We start from the raw sequence: 25576 nt of genomic DNA on the forward strand, positions 1-25576 counted from the left end.
TTGTGGGAAGGGGCGATCAAGGATTGTGTAGGCGACTGAGTTCTACACGACCACCCTCAAACACTTGCACCGTTAGCTGGTAGCCTTCCATCAATGACATGCCAATGAGTGGTTCTGCATCAGCTTCATCCACTGGGATTGTCAGTAAGTCCGTATCCCAAAGAACAACTGCTTCGTAGACATCAAAGACACATTCACTGCCATCGCCTAAAATTGCTCGCCCACGCCGCTTCCAGGTTAGCTCTAGTAAAGCGATCGCGTCTGGAGGTAATGAAAGCCAACCATTGAACCCTGTATCAACGATCGCATCTTGTGTATGGATCTGTCCATTGGCAGCGCAGACTGACAAGGGCACGATCGGCTCAAATTCCACGTTGACAGAGCCACTGATCATACAGCGTTCTTCGTGCGTCCCCCAAAGCGCCGAACATGACGAGAACCAATTCGGACAATCCAGATTTGAGCGTCGGGGTGATGTGCTTCAAGGCGGGCGCAAGCATCGATTTCGCTGGCATCAACTTCCCAAGCGCCTGTGTCAAGATCGATCGCAACAATCTTGCCCTGATGCTCGGCTTCTACTCGTGGGCGCACCTGCAATTCGTAGATTTCATCACCACGTCGAGCGAATTCTTCTTTGCTATAACGGGGTCGCCGGACTGACATACATCGGTTTCTATCTAACCTACTGATTTTCCCATTTTACGTGACGAAGGCAGTCCAATCGCGCCCATCACAAAAAGCATCAGAACGTTGAGTCAACGCGATCGCTACGCCGTCCAATCTTCTGTTACCAACCCTGGAACTTTACTGAAATCACTCACATTTCGAGTTAACAGCACTAACTTGTGGGATATGGCGATCGCGGCAATTCTCAAATCCATTGTGGAAACACGAACTCGCTGCTCACGCAACTGATCAAAAACGTCAATCGCTTTGGCATCAAACGGTAAAACTGGAGCCATTGCAAAACCATCAAGGATTTCTAACAGCAGAGCATAACCACGCGCTAAATCAGCATTTGTCTGGGCACGGTTGATAAAGCTATGAGCGCCAAGCACTTGTTCGTGGAAGCTAACAACCGATAGCGCAAAATCAGCAGGGTTGAACGGTTGTATGCGAGCTGTCAAACGAGCAAATTCCAGACTTCGGCGCTGCTGTAGAAAGCTAATGTGATCGGTATCGAGCAAATACTTCACGATTGTTCGCCGCTTTCATCATTTGGCTTGTCAGCCTGACGAAAGGCACGTCCATACTCTAGAGCTTCACGAAAAACGTCCTCATCAGAGATTGAACCAATGAGCTTTTCTAACCAGTTTTTAGAGGCTGGCTTCTCTTCAAGCTTTTGTTGAAGGTCAGAAACGGCTGCCTCAAGTGTTACCAGGCGTTGTTCAAGCGTTGTTTCGTCTAACACAGCTTTCTTTCCTTACATCAATGATCCACTGCATCCGAGATTAATTTGAGTATAACGCTGGGACTGAAGCAACGGAAAAGGCTGATGTTTCAGATTGCGCAGCGATCGTACCCACCATAAAAAGCATCAGAACGGTAAGACAACGCGATCGCTTGTTTCTCTAATGGCAATTTGGTTTGTGGGAAGAGTTAGCCTAGTCAGATGCAGCGAAGCTATGTGGCTGACTTTTGCTTTGGCTTTTCATGCTTTTGTAGAAAGACTTCGTAATGGTTTCGCAGTGCTGTTCGATCTGGCGAAGCTGCCTTGTTCTGGGGCAGTCTCAATTTTTGACCTGCATATGCACCGTAGTTAGAAGATGAAGCTACTTCAGGGGATAGAAGGACTCGGTAGGTGTCTGGATGAATCGACAACAAATGCAGATCGAACAGTATGTGTATATCTGCTCTGAGTGGTAAGCCATTGGTAATGTGATTGCTTTTATCTCCTCGATAGGACATGATGTGTGCTGCTTCGATAGCCGCTTCGATATTGCAATTTGTGATTGGGCACTGACCCGCATAGGCATTCAGCAGCCCAAGTCGAAACTCCGATTGCCCACGTCTTTGAACAATTGACGTTATTACTCTTCTTCTTGCATCCTCAAGATTGCCTGTATCAAAATAACCTTCAGCTTCAACTTTTTGCTGTTCAGTTTCTAGCTGATCAGCATTTGAAAGACTAGGTTTATTAGAAAATTGTGTCCAGTGTTTTTCTAATTCAGCAGCAACCTCAGTGTAGATTGTAATTCCTGACCTTTGGATATCCCAGCGAACTCGGGAGAACTCTGCTTTATTTAGCAGATGACGAGGCAATACTTTTTCTGTTTCTGGATTGAGCAAGGTGTCAAACTTGAGCTTAATAAATTGTGCTGAATTGCCCTTCCAGTTCTCACCCTCAAAAGATCCCTCAATCACGATACCTGAAGCACAAATTCCTTTTGGCTCAGCGCTTTGTCTGAGCACAAAAACGCGATCGCCCTTTTGAATCTTCTTAGTATTGCCACAGCTCCATTCAATAAAAACAGATTTACCGGAACTGACTTCTCGCGATGACTTATCTATATCCTCCCAAGCCCATTCATTCGGATTCCATGTTAAAAGGTATGTTGCCATAATTTTACCAAGCAGTAGGTTGCCAACCTAATGTGCCCACCGACCGTCTGAAATGAGACTGTGTGAATACCATTAGGCTGCCCTTTTTGTATTAATAGCGTTATAGCTACTAACCCTGGTATCCAGTAAACTGAGGCATGGAGACCTGAATGAGGAGGATACTGATATGACCTTAGCTGAGGTGCTTCCGGCGGCGCGGCAGCTTTCTGCCATCGAAAAGCTTAAACTCATTCGGATTCTCGTGGAAGATCTAGATACGACTGAAGCGATCGCGCCACTAGAACCGTTCAAGACCTACAACATGCCAACTCCTTACGATAGCTTTGGTGCGGGTGCCATTTTAATGGACGCGCTTAAGCCAGCGGATAGCGATCGCCCATAATGTATGCGATTCAAGTATTCAACCACCAGTCCAACGCAAAACGAGTTTGATAGTCTGCCAAGAATTCCACTGGTACTACGGCGCGGCGATCGGAGCATTAAAGCAGTTGGGTTGGTAGACAGTGGCGCTACAGTAAATGTCTTGCCTTATGAACTCGGTCTTCAATTGGGAACTGAGTGGGATGAACGTAGGGCTATCATTCAATTAGCAGGCAATCTTGGCAATCAGCAAGCCATTCCTTTCACTGCAATAGTTGAGATTGCAAATTTTCCCTTAACCGAACTGGTCTTTGCCTGGGCACGTAGCCCAAATGCTCCGCTGATTCTGGGTCAAACTAACTTTTTCCTTGATTTCAATGTCTGCTTTTATCGTTCCAAAGCAGACATTGAAATCACGCCCAAGTCGTAGTCACTTAGATCAAACGATCGCCCCCACCCACCCTTATCCTGCTACCCCGATCGCGCATCATAAAAAGCTTGACGAACACGATCTAATCAAGGGTGGTTGAAATGTTCAGCCGTGACAGGTGTGGGAAAGAGGGTCGATCGCAACAAAAGCCGTAACAGTCGTAACACTGTGATCTACGCTGGAAGAAGCAGCAGCAAGGAACGCCAATGGTCATGACCTCATCGCCCATCATCTACCCAGAATCAGACGGACTGCCAATGGCAGAGAATACAATCCAGTTTGAGTGGATTGTGTACATCAAAAAAGGCTTGGATTGGCTGTTTATTGACGACTCAGACGTTTTTGTGGCAGGCGATTTGCTCTGGTATCCCGTCGAGGGCGACAACAAATTGCGGCAGGCACCCGATGCGATGGTCGTGTTCGATCGACCCAAGGGCGATCGCGCCAGTTACCAGCAATGGCTCGAAGCGGATACGCCGCCACATGTGGTTTTCGAGGTGATTGCGCCCGGTCACACCATTCCCGAAATGACCCGCAAGTTTCAGTTTTACGAACGCTATGGTGTAGAGGAATACTACATTTATGACCCCGATCGCGCCAGCCTCGGCGGGTTTCTGCGTCAAGATGATCGCTTAGAGGCGATCGAGTCAATGGAGGCATGGGTTAGCCCCCGGTTGAACGTCTGCTTTGGCTTAACGCCAGAGGGCGATCTGGTACTGATTCGTCCCAACGGGCAACCCTTTGAAACCTATGAGCAAATTGCGGAACGGGCAGAGGAAGAGCGATCGCGTGCCGACCAGGAACGCCAGCGGGCAGACAAAGAACGGCAACGAGCCGATGCAGCGGAACGTCGTGCTCAGCAAGCCGAAGACGAAATTAAGCGACTCACAGCGCAACTACACGCGCTTGGGCACACCCCTGATGATGCAAAGAGTTGAGGACTGATGATCATGCAACTATTAGATCGACCACTAGACCGGGCTAAAGATGACGTGTTGACGATCGCCGGACGCACCTTCAAATCGCGTCTGATGACAGGCACGGGCAAATATCGCAACTTTGACGAGATGCGCCAGAGCATCGCTGCGAGTGAATGTGAAATCGTCACCGTTGCCGTGCGGCGTGTTCAAACGAATGCCCCCGGTCATGAAGGACTGGCAGAAGCCTTGGATTGGACCAAAATCTGGATGCTGCCCAACACCGCTGGGTGCCAAACCGCCGATGAAGCGGTGCGCGTCGCTCGGTTGGGACGCGAAATGGCAAAACTGCTGGGGCAAGAAGACAACAACTTCGTCAAGCTGGAAGTCATTCCCGACTCTAAATATCTGCTGCCTGACCCGATCGGCACCCTCGAAGCGGCAGAGAAGCTCGTCAAAGAAGGCTTTGCCGTACTGCCCTACATCAACGCTGATCCACTACTGGCAAAGCGGTTGGAAGAGGTTGGCTGTGTGACCGTCATGCCGTTAGGATCACCGATCGGCTCTGGTCAAGGCATTAATAACGCCGCCAACATTCGGATCATTATCGAGAACGCCACCGTGCCCGTCGTCGTGGATGCCGGGATTGGCGTACCCAGCGAAGCAGCGCAGGCAATGGAACTGGGAGCCGATGCGCTGTTGATTAATACCGCGATCGCCCAGGCACAAAATCCGGCAGCAATGGCACGTGCGATGCACCTGGCAGCGATCGCAGGACGACTTGCCTATCAAGCGGGACGCATTCCCATCAAGACTTACGCAAGCCCCAGCTCACCGATCACAGGCACTATCCATACCAAGCCCTAGGGCGCGTCATCAATTAGCTCCGAAACCCTGCGGTATCAGCATGATCGCGCTCGCCCCAACACACCAGTCTAGGGGCTGGAACCCTTGCTGCAAGTCATGTGTAGTTGTAATTGATGACAGCCCCTGGCGCGTCGAGCCGTGTTACGTGTCGTAACGTTTCGACAGGAATATGAGCAATCCGCAAATCTTTTTGGTATGAATGGGAGTTATTCCCACTTTTTTGTTACAATTCTGTTACAATCTTTTGAAATACTTGAGGATAACTTATGCGTTACACCGTTGAAGAAGGCGGACGGCTAAACAACTTTGCGATCGAACCCAAAATGTATGAAGCTGAGCCGCCCAACACGAATCAGAAGCGGAACTACATCATTTTGGGAGCGGGAGCCGTCGCTCTGATCGGTGGACTCTTGTTTGTTGCAGTTTCGGTATCCTAGTGGTACAACATTCTTTTGATAGCAAGCTCTTGACACGAGCCTAAGACGCTACAAAAATTAGTGACTTTAGAATATGACCGGGCTGTTTACTTCAGGTAAACGCCCGGTTTTATCGTTCCACTCCTGCATAAAGGTGTATCTACTGCCGATTCATCGCCGCCAACGGTGAATTGGCTCGTCCAAGCAATGTCAGCCTTTCGTCCTGAAGCCGCTACCAATCCTCTGAAAAGAGTGGTATCAGCTTCAAACACCCGGCTGCTTCGCGCGACACGGCGTACCACCTGCAATGCAACTCGCTGACTGTTCTTCCACAGTTTCTCCCACTCACGATCGCGCTCAGGTCTTTTCAGGACAGAATCAAAAAGCGTATCTGCGCCTGAAATTAGCGTTCAGCCTGAACCTGCGTCGACAAATCTTTCTGGCAGTCTGCGATGACTTGGCGTTGCGTAACCGTTTGGCTGCCCGTTTGTATGCAGAGTTGGCGCATCCATCGCCCAAACCTTTAGCAGTCGAGGCAATGGCACCGACAAGCCCACTGAGCGCTGCCAGCGTTGCTTCGCCACTTAACCATCGGCTGTCAGTCGTTACAGACGATCGCGATGCACAGACTCCACTCTCAAACATCCCGTTGCCATCACGCCGACTTTACCCTCGATTGGTCAGCCTCAACCTGAATCTGAGCGATCCCAGTCCGATGGTGCAGATTGCTGAGTGGTTGGCACAGTATCCGCCACCGAAGGAATCTAGTCAACGCGCCCGATCGCCCGGTTTTCAGATTTTGGGCACCGAGCGCTTAACCCGTCAACCTGCTCAGGTACAGAAGCGCTTTCTAAGCTCCCTACAGCAGGTTGAGCACTACTTGTCCTGTCTAGAAGCGCCGCTGCTGCTCTGGCTACCGCGTCCATGGCTGAACGTTGTACAGCAATCAGCGCCTAATTTTTGGAACTGGCACACAGCTCTGTTTGAATTTGAGGGCGACCCAACGCCCGTGCGCTCCATTGCCGCTCGTCTGGATACTCGCTACACATCCGCCGCATCCCCGCCGCAAACTGCTGTCAGTGAGGCAGATCAGCGTCAAGGTGAGATTGCAGCGCCAGCTAGGTACGCATCTCATCCCATAGCGGCGGCAAACCAGGACGATCGCCCACCAGATGAGAGTGTAGTCGCGTTTCCGCCTCACCACACGATCGCTCAGGCGGTCAATGCTAGCCAAAATCATGAATCAGCGAAGGCAGCGGTACCAAAAGAGAATCTCTGGGATATTTTGAGCCACGATTTAGCGCTGTTAGACGGCTCTAGTCATCAGAATACCGATAATCTTACAGAGCCAGTACAGGATCAGACGAACAGTGCTGCTGAAGCGGCTTCGCCGACGATCGCGCCTACTCACAGGGTCACTGTAGCCGATGCTGCCGTCACTTACGCTTCAAGCAATGACCCTTCAAGCGACGACCAGGATGCCAGTCAGAACAGTCAAAATGGCAAGGCTACGACCCCTGTAGCAGCAAATCTACTAGGAAACGGCGCTGTTGGCTCTGCGATCGCGGAGCCGATCGATACGCCAACCCAGCTCAGCAACACGGACTCCTCCAGCCAGAGTCAGGCAGCACTGGAGTTAGCCGACCTCATTCTTTCAGTTGTGGCTGAAGAGGGCGAACACGCTTCTAGCCAAAATTCGAGGATTGTTCAGGCGTTGCAGCAGATCGAGCAATTGCATCTGCAACAGGCTCCAAAGGCAACACTCTTGGCGGCATATCAAAATCTGGGTACCCTTTGCCGCGATCGCATTGAGCAGGGTAATGCGTCCTCACAGCACTTACTGTTAACTATCTGTGTGTACGAGCAGACGCTGCAATGGCTAGACGATGGCTCCTTGCAATGGTCTGACGTGTTGAATGACATTGGCAATTTGTACTGGATGCTATCGCGGCAAGAAGCAGATACGGACACCAGCCTGACGTACCTGGATCAGGCGATCGCGGCGTATCAGCAGGCATTGGTCAAAACCAATCCCGAAACGCGTCCGCACAACTACGCCATGATTCAGAACAATCTCGGTTCGGCGTATGGAGACATGGCACGGTTTCGCACACCAGCAGAAAGCTTAGAGCAATCGGTAGGAGCCTACGAGTCAGCCCTCCGCTATCGCCAACTGCATGACGATCCAGCACGCTATGCAGCGACGCAAAATAACTTGGGTACCGCGTACTGGAACCTGGCGCAGCACCAGCAGCCCATACGACGACTCAAACAGTCGATCGCGGCTTATTTCGAGGCATTGCGCTACTACAGTCCCGATTGCGAGCCTATGCACTACGCCATGATTCAAAATAATCTAGGGACTGCGTACTGGAATCTGGCACAGCAGCCCCAGGCAAACCTCGGTGTAGGCACGGCTAAGGGCAAAGATCTGTCGGCGGCTGACCTCTTGCAACGGGCGATCGGTGCGTATCGGGCAGCCCTGATCTATCGCACACTCGACGTTGCACCTGCCGCCTATGCCGCCACGCAAAACAATCTTGGTACCGCTTATTGGCAGCTTGCGAACCTGCTAGAGAATAAGCATGAGCAACGCTGCGAAGGTTTTCACCAGGCGATCGCAGCCTATAAAACCGCGATCGCTGCTGTAGAATATCTAACAGACAATACTGTTGCCCCTACTGCCTTCTCCTTTGATCCCGCCGCGACTCATAATAATCTGGGGCTTGCTTACTACCAGGTCGCTACGGATAAACATAGTCGAGAAACCAGCGCCCAACGCTCCGCACACCTGGAAGCTGCCTTGCACCACCACCTTCAGGCACTCCAAACTTGGCAACCCCAAACAGAGCTTTACCAGACTGTGTTCAGCTACGTCATCCAAACCATGCGTGCCTTCCATACGGAATTCGGGTCAAAAGGGCAAACACTAGCGCTCTCTCAAATCCCAGCGAAGCTCTTGCCCGAAGTGTTAAAACAGCTTTAGCGAAAGTAAAGGCTAAAGGCTAAAGGCTAAAGGCTAAAGGCTAAAGGCTAAAGGCGAAAACAGCCTCACTCCCGACTCCCCACTCCCTACTCCCTTACTCCCGACTCCCGACTCCCCACTCCCCACTCCCCACTCCCTACTCCCTCTTCACTAAAGACTAAAAGTGTAGTCAGAAGTTAAAACTCAAATCTCCGTTTCGCGCCTCCCCCATGCTCGTTCAACATTTCCAAACGCTGGCACGTTACAACACCCTTGCAAACTGCAAACTTTACGATGCTTGCGCGCAGCTTTCAGAGGCAGAACGTACCTGCACTCGCCCAGCATTCTTTAAGAGTATTCATGGCACGCTCAATCACATTATGGTGGGCGATCGCATTTGGGTGACCCGTTTTGAAGGCGGCACTACACCGTCAATCGGTCTCAACGCCATTCTCTATGAAAACTTTGATGCCTTGCGGGTTGCTCGCGTTGCTCAAGACGAGCACATCGAAACCTTTGCTGCTGGCTTGACCAATGAGTTTCTGGCGCAGTCCATTCAGTATGTCAACAATCAAGGGCGGCAGCTTGATGATCCTGCCGCTCTGCTGGTCGCTCATTTTTTCAACCATCAAACGCATCATCGCGGACAAATTCACGACATGCTGACGCAGACAAATGTAGCACCGCCGTCATTAGACATGCATCGTGTGATTCGACCTTGAAATTAGCGGTTAGCGGTCAGCGGTCAGCCTTTCGCAAGCAGTAGCTACTTTGATGCTGCTCGCTCAACTATTCTCACTGCAAGTAGCTGATAGTCGTTAGACCTGCATCACGTGATTCGACCTTGAGATTAGCGGTCAGCGGTCAGCGGTCAGTCGTTAGTAAGCAGTAGCTACTTTGATGCTGCTCGCTCAACTATTCTCACTGCAAGTAGCTGACGGTTGATAGCTGATAGCTGACAGCTAAATCTTTCTCAATGCCTCAAATCCTTTTTCTTGAAAGCATTGCCGGGGTCAGTTATAAATACTTATAATACTTTACATAAAGTAACAGCAGGATAACGCCACATGGTTGGATTCATTAAAGGCATCTTTAGAGCCAAGCAAGCGGCGGATACCGAATCGGCTCCACCACCAGAAGCTGCGCCAAGACTGCCAAAGCCGAAGCCACAAGCCTTTTACCTTGACTCTAGCGATGCCAAAACGTTTGGAGACATCGACTATATGCAGGCAGCACGGGAGGTTAAGCGATCGTTCCCCAAAACTCTTGATGGTGAAGTACCCCGGACAACCTCGTTAGTTTCTTCAATCCAACGATCGCAGGCGCAGAAAGATCAGGCGATCGCGCTACAAGGCTCACAGGCGACCGTCAGGTCTTCAACCTTTGCCGCGCAGAAAGCGCCAATCAGCGGTTGGACAACGCCTAAAGCCGACAATCCGCCCAAAATCAAAGATCCGAGAGAGCGTCGTCGTGAAGATTCCAACCTGGATACGTTTCGAGCGATGGCGCGGGATATTCAAAAAGGCAATAGTCGATCGTACTAGCTTGAAATCGGTCAGCCATCAGCAGTCAGCTTTTGGTCAATGCAGCAGCCATTGACAGCGAAGAACGGGCACCTTGAAAGCGTTCAATGGTCGGCTTCTACTGCTGCCAGATCAAAGACTGCTTACTCATGCCTGTACAGATAGAAACGACTAGCCGAGCGCTGACGGCTGATCGCTAATAGCTAGCTGATGGCTGATCGCTGACTGCTGACCGCTAACCACCTACCGTTGCTGCTGACAACTCGTTTAAGATTGCCCTATTGCACGTACGAGAAGCTGTGAGTTTAAAGCATTGGTGGCGCGGGTTTCCTGCATGTCCACCCACACCATCGGCATCAGATGTTTCAGCATGGCGTGTGGTGTATGGTGCAGTTAATGCGGTAGAGGAGCCGACTGTTTGGCGGGATGATCATGTGGCGATCGTCGCTAGCGATCGCAATCAGTCTTCAGTCACCATTAGCCCCAGCCAGCGTTTTGTGCTGATTGGTGATGTGTGGTTGCCCGATCGCGCACTTCTGATGCGAGAGTTTGACATCGCACTTGTTGTCGAAAATCAAGAGGCGACGCTGCTTGAGCGCGATCGCTGGCTGGTGGCTCAACTCTGGGAACGAGAAGGGATCACCACCTGGTCAAAGTTGCCGGGGGCATTTGCGCTTGTGGTGTGGGATCGAGAACGGCAACAGCTCTATTTAGGGCGCGATCGGGCTGGTGTCCGCACCCTTTACTACACAACAGACGGTGCGACTCGTTGGATTGCTCCAACCTTGAGTGCGATCGCGCCTTACGTTTCCGCAGCCATCGATCTGGTAGCTTTGCGCGATTATCTCTGCTGCGCGTTTGTGCCTGGAGAACGCACCCTTTGGCAGCAGGTGCGAGAAGTACGCCCCGGCAGTTCAGTGCAACTGCCGGATGAGACGATACAACCGTATTGGCACCTGCAAGAACAAATTACACATCCCGACCAGCCGTTGGAGTGGCATGGCGATCGTCTCCGATCGTTGCTTGAGCAGGTTGTGCAGGAGCATTTGCCGCCAGGAGAACCCGTGGGGGTCTTTCTCTCTGGTGGCTTGGATTCTAGCTGCATTACGGCATTGGCAGCGAAACTTCACGATGCGCCACTACACACCTATTCGATTCATTTTGGTGCCGATCGCCCCAACGAGCTTGAATTTTCCAACTTGGTGGCGCAGCACTGTCAAACGCAGCACCACATCCTGGAAATCACCTTTAAGGATATGTGGGAGCACCTGCCAGAGACAATGGCAGCACTAGATGACCCGATCGGTGATCCCCTGACGGTGCCGAATCTACTGCTGGGACGTTTGGCAGCAGATTCCGTGCAGACGGTGCTCAATGGAGAGGGCGGCGATCCCTGCTTTGGCGGACCCAAAAATCAGCCGATGCTCATCAATGCTCTGTATGGCGGCATCGCTTCACAGAATGCATTGCAAGCTTATCTGCACTCGTTTCAGAAGTGTGCGGCGGATTTGCCCCAACTGCTGAAGCCCGAAATCTGGGTAGCGGTACAGTCAGAAGCATCGGTCTTTACGCCAGTTCTGCATTCAAGCGATCGCTACTTGAATCGGCTGATGGCACTCAACATCACCTTCAAAGGTGCGGATCAAATTTTGACGAAAGTGAATAACCTGACTCGTGCGGCAGGTATTGATGGTCGATCGCCGCTCTTCGATCCACGGGTTATTGAGTTAAGCATGACCATACCGCCAGATTACAAGCTCTCAGGCGTACAGGAAAAAGCTGTTCTGAAGCAAGCCGTTGCCGATTTGTTGCCAGCAGCGATTGTTCACCGTTCCAAGAGCGGCATGATGGTGCCCGTACAGCTTGGGTTTCGGGAGCATTGGAACCGCCAAGCACGATCGCTCTTACTAAGCCGCAACGCCGCGATCGCTCCGTATCTCAATCAAACCCTCATCCGCAACTGGTTAGAGTACAACGGTGATATCTGGGGACGCTATGGCGTAAAGCTTTGGTTGCTGGTGAGTCTGGAATACTGGCTACAGGCGCGGCAGTCAGCACATCAACCGTGATGGATTGGTTCATCAGAAGACGATGGAAGCGTGGTTAGAACGCATAGATCGAGCCAACTACAAAAGAAGGGGAAGCGATGCCTCCCCTTACAAAGCGTTAACTAGATTGTGCGTCTACTGCTTGGCGGCGGGAGCAGCTACGGTTGCTTTAACTGCAACGTTCTTAACACCCTTGATTTCCTTCGCTAAGGGTTCAACTTTAGCAAGCTGCGCCTGTGTTGGCACAGTGCCACCGACCGTTACTGCACCATCTTTAGCATCGACCACAAGTTTTCCGTTGGGGATATTGGCTTCCAGTTTGGTACGAACTTCACTTTCCAGATCACCATCGGCTCGTTTCATCTGATCGCCACCAGCTTCGTTGCGCTGCTCACGTGCCCGAATGTCAGATTCCATTTGCTTCTTGCGAATGTCGTTCGTCGCATCATCCTGAGCCGTTTTAGCGTCTTGGGCTTTGGGCACCTGACCATTGTTGTCGGTGGCATTCGGAGCATCTGACGTAGTTTTGGCATTGTTGCAAGCGGCTGTGCTTACCAGCAAAAAGCCACCTAGCAGCAGGGGTATAATCTTTTTCATTGTTTTCATCCTTCGTTTGAAATCGTATTCGTTTGAAATCGTATTGGTTAAAGGAGACCTGTAGAGACGGGCTGAGGCTCACCTCTACAAGGCACTTCGAGCACTGGCAGTGGCTAGGGGCTGTCATCAATTACAACTACACATGCTTTTCAGCAAGTGTGCCAGCCCCTAGCCCGGTGTGTTGGGGCGGGCGCGATCAGGCTGATACCGCAGGGTTTTGGAGCTAATTGATAACGCGCCCTAGAGCAAAGGGTCACGCCGCGTCGTTTCACTCGTTGTATAGGCAGTGCCAGTGCCTGTAGGGTAAGTTGTCCGATCGGCATCCGTCACAGGTGAGTCATAAACACCCCATTCTTGAATACCACGATGGCTCAAGACGGTTTCTGCACGTCGGATTTCGTCTTCAGAACCGTCAACAATCACCAGGTAGCCGCCTTTAGAGACGCTATCGTTATAAACTCTGGCACGGTCTTCAGGAATACCTAAGCCAACCAGACCGCCGACTAGACCACCCGCTGCGGCACCGATCGCACCACCAGAAATAGTCGTTGCCAATGCGGTTGCCAACGCGCCACCCAGCATCACTGGACCAATCCCAGGAATAGCAAGGGCACCTAACCCAACCAGTAGACCTGTCAGCCCACCTAATGCACCACCTGCTGCGGCACCTTTCTTTGCGCCTTCGTCGGCTTGCGTATCGTGAGCCACCTGCTTACTTTTGTCTCCGAGGCTGTCGCCAGCACCCGCACCAGCAATATCAGCGGCACGATCGGTGTCACGACCGACAACCGAAACTCGATCCATTGGGAAATCGCTATCTCTTAACTCACGCACAGCCGTTTCGGCATCGCTATAGTTAGAAAAGGTACCAACTGCGCGCTTGTGATGTCCTAAAGCCATTTTTCCTCCTTCCAGCGGCAGAGATCAAGTCTCGCTCACTTGGAATTAAATTTGTTATCTACGCTACTAATTCTGTCTTGCGCGATCGACATTTCCCTCGTCCTGAAGAGATGACCTGTACTCAGACTTAAGAGAGGGAATGGGAAGTAGGAAGTAGGACGTGGGTGAGAAAGGGGGCAGTAGAAAGGGCGAAAGCGGCACTCATTCTCACTACTAAATTTCTTGGCGATCGATCCATTTCGGAACGGCAATCGGCTTGTAGGCTGCGAGTTTTTCTAGCAAGCGATCGGGGTCTTGTGCTTCCAGGACGAGCGATCGATGGGGAGGACGTACAAACTGCTCACTGGTAGCGTGATCGAACATGGCGATCAGCGGACTGTAATAGTCATCGACATTCAGCAAGCCACACGGCTTTTGGTGAAACCCTAGCTGTGACCAGGTAAGCACCTCGCAAAACTCTTCAAAGGTGCCGAAGCCGCCGGGAAGTGCGATGAAGCCGTCGGACAGCTCTGCCATCAGCGCTTTGCGTTCGTGCATAGAACCAACGATATGCAGTTGAGTTAGTCCCTTATGAGCCAGCTCTTTGTCAACTAAAGCCTGGGGCATCACGCCGATCGCCGTGCCTCCAGCAGCAAGAACAGCGTCAGCGATCGTGCCCATCAAGCCGACATTACCGCCGCCATACACCAGACCCAACTCGTGCCTGACCAACGCTTGCCCAAGTGCTTGAGCCGCTGCTTTGTAACTCGATCGGACTCCATGATTAGAGCCGCAGAAAACGCAGATATGTTTCATCATGGGAGGGAACGGTTCAGAGGTGCTAAACGTTCAGAATGAAGCAATTTGGGTTCTTTCTCATTGTCTTTTCTTGCCTGATGTGGCTGGCGATCGTGGCTATACCCCTGATGCCAGTTACCCTGGCTCAGAAAGCTGTGCTTGTACCAGGATTGCTCATTCTTGGCGAGATCTTTTTCTGGATTGGGGCGTTGCTAGCGGGCAAAGAGGTGGCACAACGATATCGCCATTGGCTTAATCCGCGCCATCTGTGGGCAAGATTCAGGCAAGTGCTGCGAAAGTAGGCAGCGTAAAGTAGGCGGCGTAAATGGTTAAGGCGTTTCCACGTCTGCATTCGACAACACCTGGAGACGAATCGTTCGATCGCCGCCGCCTGTCAGTGAGGTTTCAATGATGTCGCCAGAGAGGGGCGCAAGACAACTGAGGAGCGATCGCAAATGCGGCGTACTCGCACCGCTGTCAAGGTAGAGTCGCTCAGAAAGAGCATTCAGGCGCTTCCAGGTGAGATAAAGCTTCGTCACCGTTTGCTCAAGCTGAGCAGCATGGTTGACCAAATCAGCAGCAGAACTGAGACAGCCAAGGCGGAGCGCTTCTTCAAGCGCCAATTCCAAATTGAGGGATTCGTTGTTGAGTGCCTGCACATTTGCAGCAGCTTCCAGGTAGCGCCATAGATAGCGTGCCTCAGAGGTGGCTTGCTTGAGGGTATCCACGTCGGGCGTTTCCGCAACGGCAGCGCGAATCGAAACCTGGTGGCTCTCTGGTAGTTTTTGCATTTCCTTGACCAACGGCGCAAGATATTTTGCCGGAATGGTATGGTCAGCCGCTTTTTGTTTCACTTCAGTAGGCAGCAGATCTGATGTCATCGCCGTCCAGTCATCCGAAAGCTGACGGACTTCACGACGGGTAATGCGATCGCCGCGATGAGCCGCATCACTCACCATTTGCTGCACTTCGGGAGCCGATTGCGCCGTTTCTACAAACGCTCGTTTGCTAAACTGGTTGACATCTTCGGGTTCCAGATAGCCACCGTCCAAGAGCGTATCGGCACTGTTCGCCAGCTCAATCATGGTGTACGCCTGACTTTTGCTGATTTCGCGGTCTTTCAGCCAGTTGAGAAAGCCTGTACCGCGTCCGTCTCCATGTCGCTTTTCACGATCGCGTACTGCCCGTAAAATGCGTCCGCGCCAGATGTCGGTTTGCAGGTCAAAGCGATCGCACACCTGCCACGCCTGCTCCACCTGCTCCTGAAACTCCAGTTCTGGGATCAGCTCATCTTCTGGGTCAGGTAACCGAAAGTGGAGATCGACACTCGGCTCAAAAGCTCTTGAAACGCTATGGATAGCGTCTAGACGTTGGGGTGCTTGTACCATTAGCGTGCTCGGACGACAGTCGCATCATTATTGCACGGCTTGGGGAAGGCTGGAAGAGGGAGAGTGGAAGTTGTTGGTGAGTGAGTCAGTGCCTCACATTGCTACCTCACGCGCTAATCGTTTCAGCCTGTGAGGAAAGAGAAACTAAAGCGGATTTATACAGTCAGGGCTTTCGTTCGTAGCGCGATTGACTCGATCGCTCACACGATAGCCTTGCATCAAAGCAGCATTGTAGGGGTGCAGTAAGGCTTGGTGATCAGGTGCCAGCGTTGGCTCTAGCCAGCGATCGTAATCCTGTGAATCAATCATGACGGGCATCCGATCGTGAAGGGGCTGCAACAACTCATTCGCCTGCGTGGTGAGAATCGTGCAGGTTTCAACGACATCACCATCACCCTGCCAGCGCTCCCACAGCCCTGCAAAGGCAAACGGCTGCTTGTTAGCTAATTGAAAGTAATAGGGTTGCTTGGTCTTGCGATCGACTCGCTGCCACTCATAAAAACCATCTGCCAGAATCAAGCAACGCCGCTGCTTGAATGCCGCACGGAACGAAGGCTTTTCAGCCACAGTCTCAGCACGAGCATTGATGAGCTTTGCCCCAATTGTCTGATTCTTAGCCCAACTGGGTATCAACCCCCAACGCAGCAGTCGCGCTTGTGGTGAGCCGGATGCGTTGGCGATCGCAATCACCGTTTGAGTCGGTGCAATGTTGTAACGTGGCTGCCATGCGGGTAGTTCCTCCAGTTGGAATGTTTCCGCAAGCGCTGCCGTTGATTGAGTGAGGCTAAATCGTCCACACATGAGAGCAAACCAGAGAACTGCGTTGGAAGAGCTTGCTAAAAAATCACTGCACACGCTTGGATTAGCTATCAGCTATCAGCTTTTCGCTGACGGCTACAGACCATGCTGTTATTTCTGTACAACTCCTAATTGATCTCAACTACCTAATTGATCTCAACTAAGTGATCTCAACCAAAACTTACACTGTCAAACGCAAAACTCTCTTACCCTCTGGCTAGATTTCGGCGATCGTGAGCACAGACTCGATCGGAAAGCCGACCGCTTTCCAGGCAGACACGCCACCTCGAATTTCAGAGACGTTTCGGTAACCAGCCGCACGAAGCCGATTGGCGATCTCAGCACTGTCTTCATCCGTTTCGCCGTAGATGTAGAGATCGCGGTTGAGCGGCAGGCTGATACGCGCCCGATCGATCAGTCCATCAACTGGCATCGACAGCGCGCCTGAGATATGACTGGCGTTAAAAAGGCTGCGATCGCGCACATCTAAAATGGTCAGCGCTGGCTTGCCCCAGTCGAGACGGGCTTTGAGGTCATAAACTAACGATCGCGCCTTGAGTGGTGGCGGCAGGGGAATGATACCGAAGAGATGGTGCATGAGGAATCCTTATCAGCGATATTTGCAATGTAACAAGTTAATTTACAATTTGCAAAAATTTGTGCTGAAACGTTTACAAATTTCCCTGCTTGTGCAGGTTTGTCCTGTTAGGCATCGTGTCTAAATCGTCTCAACTCCCCCCTCTCCCTGCGCTGACCCATTTCTGCGTCGCGTAGTGTTAACTGGAATAAGTGTCTGGAGCGAAACGATCGGTGTTGAACTATGACCTCATTGTTTGTGGTGCGGGACCAGCGGGTGCAATGGCAGCAGCGACTGCGGCTCAAGCGGGTCTGAAGGTAGCATTGCTGGAAAAGCAAATTCTGCCGCGTCATAAAACCTGTGGCGGCGGCACACCGATGGTGATGCAATCGCTGCTCTACGATTTAGCACCGGAGGCATTTGTCGAATCCGATGTGGTCTCTCTACGGCAGACGTGGCATTTTGATGATCCCTATCTGGCTGCGATTAATCCGCTGGGTGTCGATCGCCCACTGTCGATCTGGATGATGCAGCGTTCTGTGTTTGACAATGCCTTGGCGCAGAGAGCCGTGCGGGCAGGAGCAGAGTTGCGGGATGGTCTGGCAGTCCGTTCTGTAGAAGTGGAGAATGATGGTGTCCGCGTCCGTGCTCAGGTGACTAAAGCCAACGGCACTCTCAGCAAGGGTGATGCCTTTGTGGCAACGGCACGCACAGTCATTGGTGCAGATGGTGCGAATGGCGTGACAGCAAAAGCAGCAAAACTACGGCAAACACGAGCGATCGCGCTGGGTATGGAAGTCGAGTTTCCGCATGAGTGGGGCACTGGACATCCCGATCTGCAATCAGATGTGGCTCACTTAGAATATGGTGCCGTGAAGCATGGCTATGCCTGGGTGTTTCCCAAAGCCGATCACTTAAATATCGGGGCTGGTTTGTTTCGTCCGGCTCGTCAAGATGCCCGCAGCGATCGTCAGATTCGAGAAGCACTGCGACAGTCAATCTTCGACTATCTAGAGATGCTGCAACTCCCATACGATCGCGCGCAAATGAAGTTCCATGCCCATCCCCTACCAATCTGGTGCGGCAAAGAACGACTTAATACAGCCGATGGACGCATTTTGCTCGTTGGCGATGCGGCTGGGCTGATCAATCCACTCTTTGGTGATGGCATTTTACATGCAGCAAAAAGCGGCATCATCGCGGCAACATGCGTGACTAGCGGGACGACTCAAGCCTATAGCGATCGCATCCACGACGAATTCGCCAACAGTTTTAATGCCGCCCGTAGACTGGCTTATTTCTTCTACCAATACCCCAAAATTTTCTATCAATATGGTGTTAAGAATCCCAAAGCCGCCCACATTGCCACCCAACTGCTTGCAGGCGATCTGCCCTTTAACGCGATTCTCGGTCGCGCTCTCCGTCGCATTGGGACAGGGATGATTAGCAGCTTGTCATCGGTTAAACCGAGTGTAAGACTTTAGCTTTTAGCTTCCAGCCTTCCTGGAAAACTCAAGTCCAGTTACCCCTGCCTCGCCTACACTAGGAGCTATGGCATCTGGGATTGAAGCTTTACCAGTAGAGGTTGTGCATCTCATTGCAGCGGGTGAAGTGATTGACTCGCTGGCAGCAGTGGTGCGAGAGTTGGCAGAAAATTCGCTCGATGCAGGCGCAACACGCATTACCATTTCGCTTTACCCTGAGCAGTGGCGACTTCGCGTTGCCGATAACGGCGGGGGTATGAGCTTAGCAGACCTGAAGCAAGCCGCAGCACCCCATAGCACCAGCAAAATTCGAGACCGCCAGGATCTTTGGCGCATTGCCAGCCTGGGCTTTCGTGGCGAAGCGCTACACAGCCTCGCTCAACTCGCCACTTTAGAAATTTTGAGCCGCCCTGCCGACGCGGCTGAGGGTTGGCAAGTCAGCTACGACAACCAGGGCAAGCCACTGCAGGTAGAACCTGTGGCGATCGCGCCCGGTACGGTTGTAACAGTCGATCGCCTCTTTGGTAACTGGACTGCTCGTCGTCAAGGCTTGCCTCCTCTCGCGCAACAGATGAGAGCCGTACAAGCGATGATTCATCAACTTGCGCTCTGTCATCCTCACGTCACCTGGCAGGTGCAGCAAACCGATACTCACAGTGGGTCTCCCCGCGATCGCGATTGGTTTCATCTCTGGTCTGGTAAAACCGCACAGCAAATCCTGCCTCAAATTCTGCGCGATGTACAGATGGGAGACTTGCAAGAACTGACGGTAGAAGGTGAAAGGATAAAGGATGAAGGCGAAAGGATAAAAGGTGACGAGAGTCAAAATTCCCTTCAGCTTTCAGCCGTCAGCCGTCAGCCGTCTCTTTATCTTCTTCTCGGTTTACCCGATCGCTGTCATCGCCACCGCCCAGATTGGCTCCGGGTCGCCATCAACGGGCGCTTTGTAGCAATGCCAGCGCTAGAGCAGACGATCCTGTCAAGCTTTCGGCAAGTGTTGCCGCGCGATCGGTTCCCCATTTGCATCGTGCATCTCCAGGTGCCTCCCGACCAAATTGACTGGAACCGTCACCCAGCCAAAGCCGAAATCTACCTGCATCATTTAGACGACTGGCGAGAACAGATTGCTAGCGCGATCGAGCAGGCACTCCGTCTGAGTCCGATGAACCTCTCTAGCACTCTTTACTCTCAGCGAGTTGGGACGTTAATAAAGACTGCTGAAGCCGAAAGCGGCTATGGCGCTAGAAGGGTTCAGCAGTCAGAAGCAGGGGAGCAGGGGAGCAGGGGAGCAGAAGTAACTCACCCCTCACCCCTCACCCCTCACTCCTCACCGCTCAAAGCCCTTGCCCAAGTCCACAACACTTACATTCTCGCTGAGCACCCTACTGGCGTTTGGCTGATCGAGCAGCATATTGCCCATGAGCGGGTGTTGTACGAGCAGTTATGCGATCGCTGGCAACTGGTTTCCTTAGAAGCCGCTGTGATGTTGCACCAATTGTCGGTGGCTCAGGTTGAGCAGTTGCAACGGTTAGGCTTAGAAATCGAGCCGTTTGGCGAACAGGTGTGGATGGTGCGATCGGCTCCCGCAATACTGGCACAGCGAGACGACTGCACCGAAGCGCTGTTGGAACTCAGTCTGGGCGGCGATTTACAAACCGCACAAGTTGCTACAGCCTGTCGTAGCGCCATTCGCAATGGCACATCACTCACACTGCAAGCAATGCAAACGTTGCTCGATCAGTGGCAGCAAACCCGCAGTCCACGTACGTGTCCCCACGGTCGCCCCATTTGCCTCACGCTGGAAGAATCGTCGTTGTCGCGCTTCTTCCGCCGCCATTGGGTGATTGGCAAAAGCCACGGCATTTAGAGTCAATGGGAAACCCACCCTGTCTTGAACGAGTGGCGGGCGATCGCCCCTGTAGTGATGGTAGCGATCGCCCCAAATTAAGCCCTATCTAAACAAGCGATCTAGCTGGCGTAGTAAAACCGCTCGTAGATGACCTTGCCATCTTTCCATTTCTGCACCGAAACCTGGTCGTAGGTGCGTTTGCCCCAATCGGCGTGAGTGTAGTCTAAAAACCATTCAGAAATAATCACGTCATCGCCATAGGCAACGCTTTTGACCTCAGCTCCACGAAATTCGGTCAGCTTTGAGAAAAACTCTAGTTCTCGCTGGCGATTTGCCTCTTTGCTTATAGTAGGCGGGTTATCGTTCTCTTGCATGACCACATCGTCCGCATAGTATTGCTCAAAGACATCCATCGCTTTGCCTTGCAGCACTCGGTTCTTGATGTCTTCAAACGTTGCTTTCAAGTCCGTACTCATTTGAGAATCTCCTTATGTAGGTATTGTGCAGTAGTTTGGAACGGTTCTTTCGCTTCATGACTGTACTAGGTCGTACAATCTGTACATAGATATAGCACACGTACTGTTTGATTGCAAACTATCTAGCAAAACGCTGGGAGATTCTTCAGCAGGACTTACGCAAACGCTGTCGAGTTTCACCCCTAGCCCCCAAGGTTGGGAGAGCCGAGCTTATTAAGCCCTCAGAATTGGCATGGGGCAAATGCGTCAGTCCTATTCAGTTAGACTTCGCTACGTTTTGAGCGGTTTTGCTGTTAGCAGCAGTGAGGCGATCGCGCTCAGTTGATAACTGCAAGCAACCCGTATTCTTTTGCTGCCAACCTTTTCTACACTTACTGGCAGCAAAAATATTAATATGGCAGGCTGAGCGCCTGCATCAACGAAGTTAGACAGGCGCTTCAAGAAGACTTAACCATTGACGGTTTTGTCGCCTAACTAGGTCGTTGGGCACAATCAGGCTGAAAGCTAGACAGCAGTTTTTTCAGCCATGCGAACAGGTTCCGTGGCTGTACCGTTTGTCCAGTGGCACGATCGTAGTTTTCATAGGCACGCTTGTACTGCCCCAGGTAATAGAATGCTACGCCACGAAAGGTCAGCGCTTCCCAATCATCGGGCTGCAACGCTAAGGCTTGCTCGCAATTTGCCAGTGCCTCTTGATAGCGCTCTAGATGAATCAGAACAACAGCTCGAAAGATCCAGGTTTCATGACGGCAGGAGTTAATCGCGATCGCTCGGTCAAAGCTCAGCAACGCCGCTTGATACTGCCCTAAGTTGGCAAGCGCTGCACCGCGCCCATACCACGCAGGGAAATTGTCTTCTCTCAGTCGGAGTACACGGTTATAACAAGCAAGTGCTTCGTCGTAGCGATGCGTTTCTGCCAGCATCAAACCCTGACGGTTCTGAACTTCAATATGAACCTCAAGCTCAGATGCCTTTTTAATCAGCGATTGCTGTTCCATAGTGATCTGGTGAACGTTAATGGTTACGTTTGTCGTACTCAAGCCAAGCTAATCAAAGCCAGAAAATCAAAGCTGGTAGAGCCGCCACTGAAACATCTAACCGCACACCCAATCTTGCAGCAGACCCAACTCCACGTGTGCCAGTGCAACGCACTCAGGGTCAACAGATCGTATACTACCAGTCTTTCTTGGCTCACGCAGCACTGCAATAAATCTGTACTTTAAACCTACCTTGAGTACTGTAAGGGTCACAGCAATACTCAGTTACTTGTTCGATGTTTGGCAAGAAAGTCTATTGGGTATACCATGAGAGCCTGTAAACACTGGCTATGGGATGGGGCTAAGCTCAGGTTCAGTTCAGTGAGCTGTCGCAAATCGTCTTTGGGAATCAACTGCATTGCGATCGCTGATATCCAAGTCCATACGCTCCAGTTAACACAAATGGCGTGTACCAGCCTTTAGGATAATGGCTTCATGACAAAACGCAGCGTTGGGCTACTGTTTGGGGGATGCTCTGGGGAGCATGAGGTTTCGATCGCCTCCGCACGAGCGATCGCGCAAGCATTCAACGCTGAAGCCAACCAGGCTACCTATACGCTCTTACCGTTCTACATTCAGAAAAACGGTCAGTGGCACGACGGCGAGCCTGCTCAACAGGTATTGGCATCCGGTCACCCGCTAGCATCAGACGCACCTGCCGTACCCTCCGATCGCTGGCGCTTACCACCCTCGGTTGCTGAAGTTGATGTTTGGTTTCCAGTACTGCACGGTCCCAATGGCGAAGATGGCACCGTACAGGGACTATTGAAATTGATGCAGGCTCCCTTTGTTGGCTCTGGCATCCTGGGATCAGCGATCGGCATGGACAAACTCGCCATGAAAATGGTGTTTGCTCAAGTCGGTTTGCCTCAGGTGAGCTACATGCCGATTAGTCGCGCTCAGGTTTGGTCTAATCCCTGCATTTATCCCAAGTTGTGCGACCACATTGAAGCCACACTTGACTACCCCTGCTTTGTCAAACCTGCTAACCTCGGCTCATCGGTCGGCATTTCCAAGGTTAGAAACCGTGCCCAGCTCGAAGCTGCTCTAGATAGCGCCGCTAGTTACGATCGCCGCCTTATCGTCGAAGCAGGGGTAGTCGCACGTGAGGTTGAATGCGCCGTGCTGGGTAATGATGCACCACAAGCATCGATCGTGGGCGAGATTACGTACCAAAGCGATTTTTACGACTATGAAACCAAGTACACCGAAGGCAAAGCTGACTTAATCATTCCCGCCCGCTTACCGGAGTCCATCACAGCAAAGATTCAAACAATGGCAACACAAGCCTTCACCGCGATCGATGCGGCAGGCTTGGCACGGGTAGACTTCTTTTATATCGAAGCGACCGGAGACGTTTTTATTAATGAGATCAATACAATGCCAGGGTTTACAGCCACCAGCATGTATCCTCAACTCTGGGCTGCTAGTGGCATTACGTTTCCTGATCTAGTCGATCGTCTGGTTCAGTTAGCCCTCGATCGGCACACGTAACTGTTCAGTTAACACTGTTCTCTAACCAAAGCGAGCACCCGCTTGCGACAGCCGTTGCGTGAACGAGCTTGCCACGTCCCTCCAACGAGCCTCTATCCACCGCTCACTGGAGGAATGAGCACCACTTCGTCTCCATCATGCAGGAGCTGATCAGGCTCGACAAATTGGAGATTGACTCCAAAACGCGTCAGCTCCCGCCACTGGGTTAACTGAGGATGTGCCTCAATCAGACGATCGCGCACAGACGCAACGACTGTACCAGGCTCAACGTCCAGTGTGATTTCTGGTGCGCCGCAAGCCTCCTGATAAACCGCAAAGAGCTTTACCGTGATCGTTATTGTCGGTACTGGCATAGAGCTAAAACGTCAACGAATGGTTTAAGCCTTTGTCGATAATAATTTTTTTGTAAAGGTAAGCACATGAACTTGAAGTAGTTATTGGATATCCTATTATCTAGGGTCTATCAGGCTGACTGGGTCACCCGGAAATCTTAGTCTTCACTAAGTAGTCACTCTAGTTAGTCTCTAGGCAGAGCGAAACGAAGCTTGATATTGCTAGACTTCTAGTGATCTTTTTGTGAAGCCGTCTAGCTAGGGCAGCTTAGCCCGTTTGCCTCATCTTATATTGAATGTGTTGCGGTTTCCTCCAAAACAAAGCTCGCTCCGCTGACACAACATTATCTAGATTGAATAGTCTTGCAGCAATCACGTGTGTTCTACGTTCTTGACGCATCTGACACTACGAAAGCTTCTGTCGTGGACATTTAATGTTCCCACAAAGAACTATAGTCTTGCTGAAAGAATCCAGTTGAAAGTCCTGAGCGAGTGCTTAATTTCCAATAAGCTGACGATTTCATAAACCAATTCTGAAGAAAATGACTGGACACTCTTTAGGCTCTATTCTTCTGAAAAGACGGTTGCTCAATCAGAGGCAACTCGACCTAGCCTTGCAGAAACAGCGTCAGCAAGCCGAAACATCTGGCTGGAGGTTGATTGGAGAACTTCTCCTGGAAGACGGAATCATCAGCAGAAGTGACTTAGAAGACGCACTTGTTAGCCAAGCCAAGCTTAATGAAGTCCAGTATTTACAGTACACTAACGAACTCAGAAAGGTTGATATTCTTAACCTTACGATCGACAATCTGTCCATGCATGAACTTCTAGATCAACTCCACAGCGGCGTGGTGCTTACCCCAAACGTTGATCACTTGATGAAGCTACAGAAAGATGCAGAATTTCTGAAAGTCTATACCCTTGCGGATTACAAGGTTTGTGACAGTCAAGTTTTAATGTATGCTTCACAGCTTCTAGGAACTCCAATTAAAGAAAAGGTTTCAGGTTCTGACTTGTTTCCGAGGTTCTGTGAGTTTCACAAAACTAACGCTAACATCACCATATTTTTGCTTGGTGGTGCTGAAGGCGTTGCTGCAAAAGCTAAACGTAAGATCAATCAAAAAACTCATAGAGACATTGTTGTTGGCGCTCATTCCCCATCGTTTGGGTTTGAGAAAGATGAGCAGGAATGCCTGGAAATTATTGAGATTATTAACCAATCCAGGGCAACTGTCCTTGCTGTGGGAGTAGGTGCGCCTAAGCAAGAAAAATGGATTTATAAGTACAAACACAAGCTTCCTCATGTCAAAATTTTCATGGCAGTCGGTGCCACGATCGATTTTGAAGCGGGTATCATCAAACGTGCGCCTAAATGGATGAGCAATTTGGGCATAGAGTGGTTGTTTAGAATCTACTGTGATCCCCAGCGTCTTTGGAAGCGATATCTGGTCGAAGACTTGCCCTTCTTCTGGTTGCTGCTGAAGCAGAAGTTTGGCTTTTACACATTGCCTCGCTTAGAGCCAGCAGACCGTACCAGTAGACCAGTTAATGTCAAAGTCTCTAGCCATAGTCTGCTTTTGAAAAAGCGCCTCACAACTAAAGCGTGACTGCCTAATCCCGTAACCGCTAAAATCCCTATCCTCTAACACCATCGACCCTTTTCTGCGTGGGGTGGTAGAATCACAGTCAAGCTAGGGGTGCCTGCATCAGTAGGCTGAGATAGTCCCTTAGAACCTGAGCCTGGGTAATACCAGCGGAGGGAAGCTGTTTATCTGAGGA

At 51.3% G+C, this 25576-nt stretch carries 28 protein-coding genes and 1 riboswitch; of the genes, 14 read left to right on the plus strand and 14 right to left on the minus strand.

The features are described from left to right. Positions 1-16: 16 nt before the first annotated feature. The 5 genes from AC5JO6_RS10105 to AC5JO6_RS10125 all read right to left on the minus strand — a co-directional run bounded on the left by AC5JO6_RS10105 (position 17) and on the right by AC5JO6_RS10125 (position 2562). Complete coding sequence (locus AC5JO6_RS10105; RefSeq protein WP_496080935.1) at positions 17-394, minus strand: clan AA aspartic protease; 378 nt, start codon at positions 392-394, stop codon at positions 17-19. Next, complete coding sequence (locus AC5JO6_RS10110; RefSeq protein ID WP_496080936.1) at positions 391-663, minus strand: hypothetical protein; 273 nt, start codon at positions 661-663, stop codon at positions 391-393. Before AC5JO6_RS10110 ends, AC5JO6_RS10105 begins: the two co-directional genes overlap by 4 nt. A 104-nt stretch (positions 664-767) precedes the next feature. Continuing rightward, a complete protein-coding gene (locus AC5JO6_RS10115; protein WP_496080937.1) occupies positions 768-1196 on the minus strand; it encodes a type II toxin-antitoxin system VapC family toxin in 429 nt (142 codons plus the stop codon). Next, positions 1193-1411, minus strand: a complete 219-nt coding sequence (locus tag AC5JO6_RS10120; RefSeq protein WP_496080938.1) for a transferase hexapeptide repeat containing protein — start codon at positions 1409-1411, stop codon at positions 1193-1195. The genes AC5JO6_RS10115 and AC5JO6_RS10120 overlap by 4 nt, the downstream gene beginning before the upstream one ends. A gap of 212 nt (positions 1412-1623) precedes the next feature. Then, positions 1624-2562: an HNH endonuclease gene (locus AC5JO6_RS10125; protein ID WP_496080939.1), complete on the minus strand. Its 939-nt coding sequence runs from the start codon at positions 2560-2562 to the stop codon at positions 1624-1626. Between the two features lie 166 nt (positions 2563-2728). Here AC5JO6_RS10125 and AC5JO6_RS10130 point away from each other — a divergent pair, with 166 nt between their 5' ends. The 9 genes from AC5JO6_RS10130 (at position 2729) to AC5JO6_RS10170 (ending at position 12109) form a co-directional block, all read left to right on the plus strand. Then, positions 2729-2944 carry a hypothetical protein gene (locus AC5JO6_RS10130; protein WP_496080940.1) on the plus strand — a complete coding sequence of 72 codons (216 nt, stop codon included), beginning with the start codon at positions 2729-2731 and terminating at the stop codon, positions 2942-2944. Positions 2945-2947: 3 nt separating this feature from the next. Then, entirely contained in the window at positions 2948-3352 is a 405-nt protein-coding gene (locus AC5JO6_RS10135; protein WP_496080941.1) for a hypothetical protein, read from the plus strand. Positions 3353-3558: 206 nt separating this feature from the next. Then, positions 3559-4290, plus strand: coding sequence for a Uma2 family endonuclease (locus AC5JO6_RS10140; protein WP_496080942.1), 732 nt, complete (start codon positions 3559-3561; stop codon positions 4288-4290). 12 nt (positions 4291-4302) lie between these two features. Beyond that, on the plus strand, positions 4303-5136 hold the full coding sequence (locus AC5JO6_RS10145) for a thiazole synthase (protein WP_496080943.1): 834 nt from the start codon (positions 4303-4305) through the stop codon (positions 5134-5136). Between the two features lie 266 nt (positions 5137-5402). After that, entirely contained in the window at positions 5403-5573 is a 171-nt protein-coding gene (psb34, locus tag AC5JO6_RS10150) for a photosystem II assembly protein Psb34 (RefSeq protein ID WP_496080944.1), read from the plus strand. A 286-nt stretch (positions 5574-5859) separates the two neighbouring features. Continuing rightward, positions 5860-8538: a tetratricopeptide repeat protein gene (locus AC5JO6_RS10155; protein ID WP_496080945.1), complete on the plus strand. Its 2679-nt coding sequence runs from the start codon at positions 5860-5862 to the stop codon at positions 8536-8538. 209 nt (positions 8539-8747) lie between these two features. Beyond that, the gene (locus tag AC5JO6_RS10160) at positions 8748-9239 is read left to right on the plus strand and encodes a DinB family protein (RefSeq protein WP_496080946.1); all 492 of its coding nucleotides are present in this window, start codon (positions 8748-8750) and stop codon (positions 9237-9239) included. A 345-nt stretch (positions 9240-9584) separates the two neighbouring features. Further along, positions 9585-10061: a hypothetical protein gene (locus AC5JO6_RS10165; protein WP_496080947.1), complete on the plus strand. Its 477-nt coding sequence runs from the start codon at positions 9585-9587 to the stop codon at positions 10059-10061. 356 nt (positions 10062-10417) lie between these two features. Continuing rightward, the gene (locus tag AC5JO6_RS10170) at positions 10418-12109 is read left to right on the plus strand and encodes an asparagine synthetase B family protein (protein ID WP_496080974.1); all 1692 of its coding nucleotides are present in this window, start codon (positions 10418-10420) and stop codon (positions 12107-12109) included. A 114-nt stretch (positions 12110-12223) separates the two neighbouring features. Here AC5JO6_RS10170 and AC5JO6_RS10175 read toward each other — a convergent pair whose 3' ends face one another. The 3 genes from AC5JO6_RS10175 to AC5JO6_RS10185 all read right to left on the minus strand — a co-directional run bounded on the left by AC5JO6_RS10175 (position 12224) and on the right by AC5JO6_RS10185 (position 14383). Next, entirely contained in the window at positions 12224-12685 is a 462-nt protein-coding gene (locus AC5JO6_RS10175) for a BON domain-containing protein (RefSeq protein ID WP_496080948.1), read from the minus strand. Positions 12686-12925: 240 nt separating this feature from the next. Beyond that, positions 12926-13585 carry a general stress protein gene (locus AC5JO6_RS10180; RefSeq protein ID WP_496080949.1) on the minus strand — a complete coding sequence of 220 codons (660 nt, stop codon included), beginning with the start codon at positions 13583-13585 and terminating at the stop codon, positions 12926-12928. A gap of 213 nt (positions 13586-13798) precedes the next feature. Then, on the minus strand, positions 13799-14383 hold the full coding sequence (locus AC5JO6_RS10185; RefSeq protein WP_496080950.1) for an LOG family protein: 585 nt from the start codon (positions 14381-14383) through the stop codon (positions 13799-13801). A gap of 35 nt (positions 14384-14418) precedes the next feature. Here AC5JO6_RS10185 and AC5JO6_RS10190 point away from each other — a divergent pair, with 35 nt between their 5' ends. Then, positions 14419-14664 carry a transporter suffix domain-containing protein gene (locus AC5JO6_RS10190; RefSeq protein WP_496080951.1) on the plus strand — a complete coding sequence of 82 codons (246 nt, stop codon included), beginning with the start codon at positions 14419-14421 and terminating at the stop codon, positions 14662-14664. Between the two features lie 27 nt (positions 14665-14691). Here AC5JO6_RS10190 and AC5JO6_RS10195 read toward each other — a convergent pair whose 3' ends face one another. The 3 genes from AC5JO6_RS10195 to AC5JO6_RS10205 all read right to left on the minus strand — a co-directional run bounded on the left by AC5JO6_RS10195 (position 14692) and on the right by AC5JO6_RS10205 (position 17146). Then, the gene (locus tag AC5JO6_RS10195; protein ID WP_496080952.1) at positions 14692-15750 is read right to left on the minus strand and encodes a hypothetical protein; all 1059 of its coding nucleotides are present in this window, start codon (positions 15748-15750) and stop codon (positions 14692-14694) included. A gap of 144 nt (positions 15751-15894) precedes the next feature. After that, complete coding sequence (locus AC5JO6_RS10200) at positions 15895-16551, minus strand: SOS response-associated peptidase (protein WP_496080953.1); 657 nt, start codon at positions 16549-16551, stop codon at positions 15895-15897. Positions 16552-16765: 214 nt separating this feature from the next. Next, entirely contained in the window at positions 16766-17146 is a 381-nt protein-coding gene (locus AC5JO6_RS10205; protein WP_496080954.1) for a rhodanese-like domain-containing protein, read from the minus strand. Between the two features lie 191 nt (positions 17147-17337). Here AC5JO6_RS10205 and AC5JO6_RS10210 point away from each other — a divergent pair, with 191 nt between their 5' ends. Further along, the gene (locus AC5JO6_RS10210; protein WP_496080955.1) at positions 17338-18609 is read left to right on the plus strand and encodes an NAD(P)/FAD-dependent oxidoreductase; all 1272 of its coding nucleotides are present in this window, start codon (positions 17338-17340) and stop codon (positions 18607-18609) included. A gap of 67 nt (positions 18610-18676) precedes the next feature. Beyond that, the gene (gene mutL, locus AC5JO6_RS10215) at positions 18677-20476 is read left to right on the plus strand and encodes a DNA mismatch repair endonuclease MutL (protein WP_496080956.1); all 1800 of its coding nucleotides are present in this window, start codon (positions 18677-18679) and stop codon (positions 20474-20476) included. 101 nt (positions 20477-20577) lie between these two features. On the opposite strand, the gene AC5JO6_RS10220 is transcribed toward mutL, so the two are convergent. Continuing rightward, entirely contained in the window at positions 20578-20934 is a 357-nt protein-coding gene (locus AC5JO6_RS10220; protein ID WP_496080957.1) for a SnoaL-like domain-containing protein, read from the minus strand. A gap of 470 nt (positions 20935-21404) precedes the next feature. Beyond that, on the minus strand, positions 21405-21932 hold the full coding sequence (locus AC5JO6_RS10225) for a tetratricopeptide repeat protein (RefSeq protein WP_496080958.1): 528 nt from the start codon (positions 21930-21932) through the stop codon (positions 21405-21407). 474 nt (positions 21933-22406) lie between these two features. Here AC5JO6_RS10225 and AC5JO6_RS10230 point away from each other — a divergent pair, with 474 nt between their 5' ends. Continuing rightward, positions 22407-23465 carry a D-alanine--D-alanine ligase family protein gene (locus tag AC5JO6_RS10230; protein ID WP_496080959.1) on the plus strand — a complete coding sequence of 353 codons (1059 nt, stop codon included), beginning with the start codon at positions 22407-22409 and terminating at the stop codon, positions 23463-23465. Positions 23466-23557: 92 nt separating this feature from the next. On the opposite strand, the gene AC5JO6_RS10235 is transcribed toward AC5JO6_RS10230, so the two are convergent. Further along, positions 23558-23818: a MoaD/ThiS family protein gene (locus tag AC5JO6_RS10235; RefSeq protein WP_496080960.1), complete on the minus strand. Its 261-nt coding sequence runs from the start codon at positions 23816-23818 to the stop codon at positions 23558-23560. 764 nt (positions 23819-24582) lie between these two features. Between AC5JO6_RS10235 and AC5JO6_RS10240 the strand changes: the two genes are divergently transcribed. Next, a complete protein-coding gene (locus tag AC5JO6_RS10240) occupies positions 24583-25404 on the plus strand; it encodes a WecB/TagA/CpsF family glycosyltransferase (protein WP_496080975.1) in 822 nt (273 codons plus the stop codon). A gap of 76 nt (positions 25405-25480) precedes the next feature. Continuing rightward, positions 25481-25576: riboswitch (TPP riboswitch) on the plus strand.

This window comes from Tildeniella sp., from assembly GCF_059505325.1.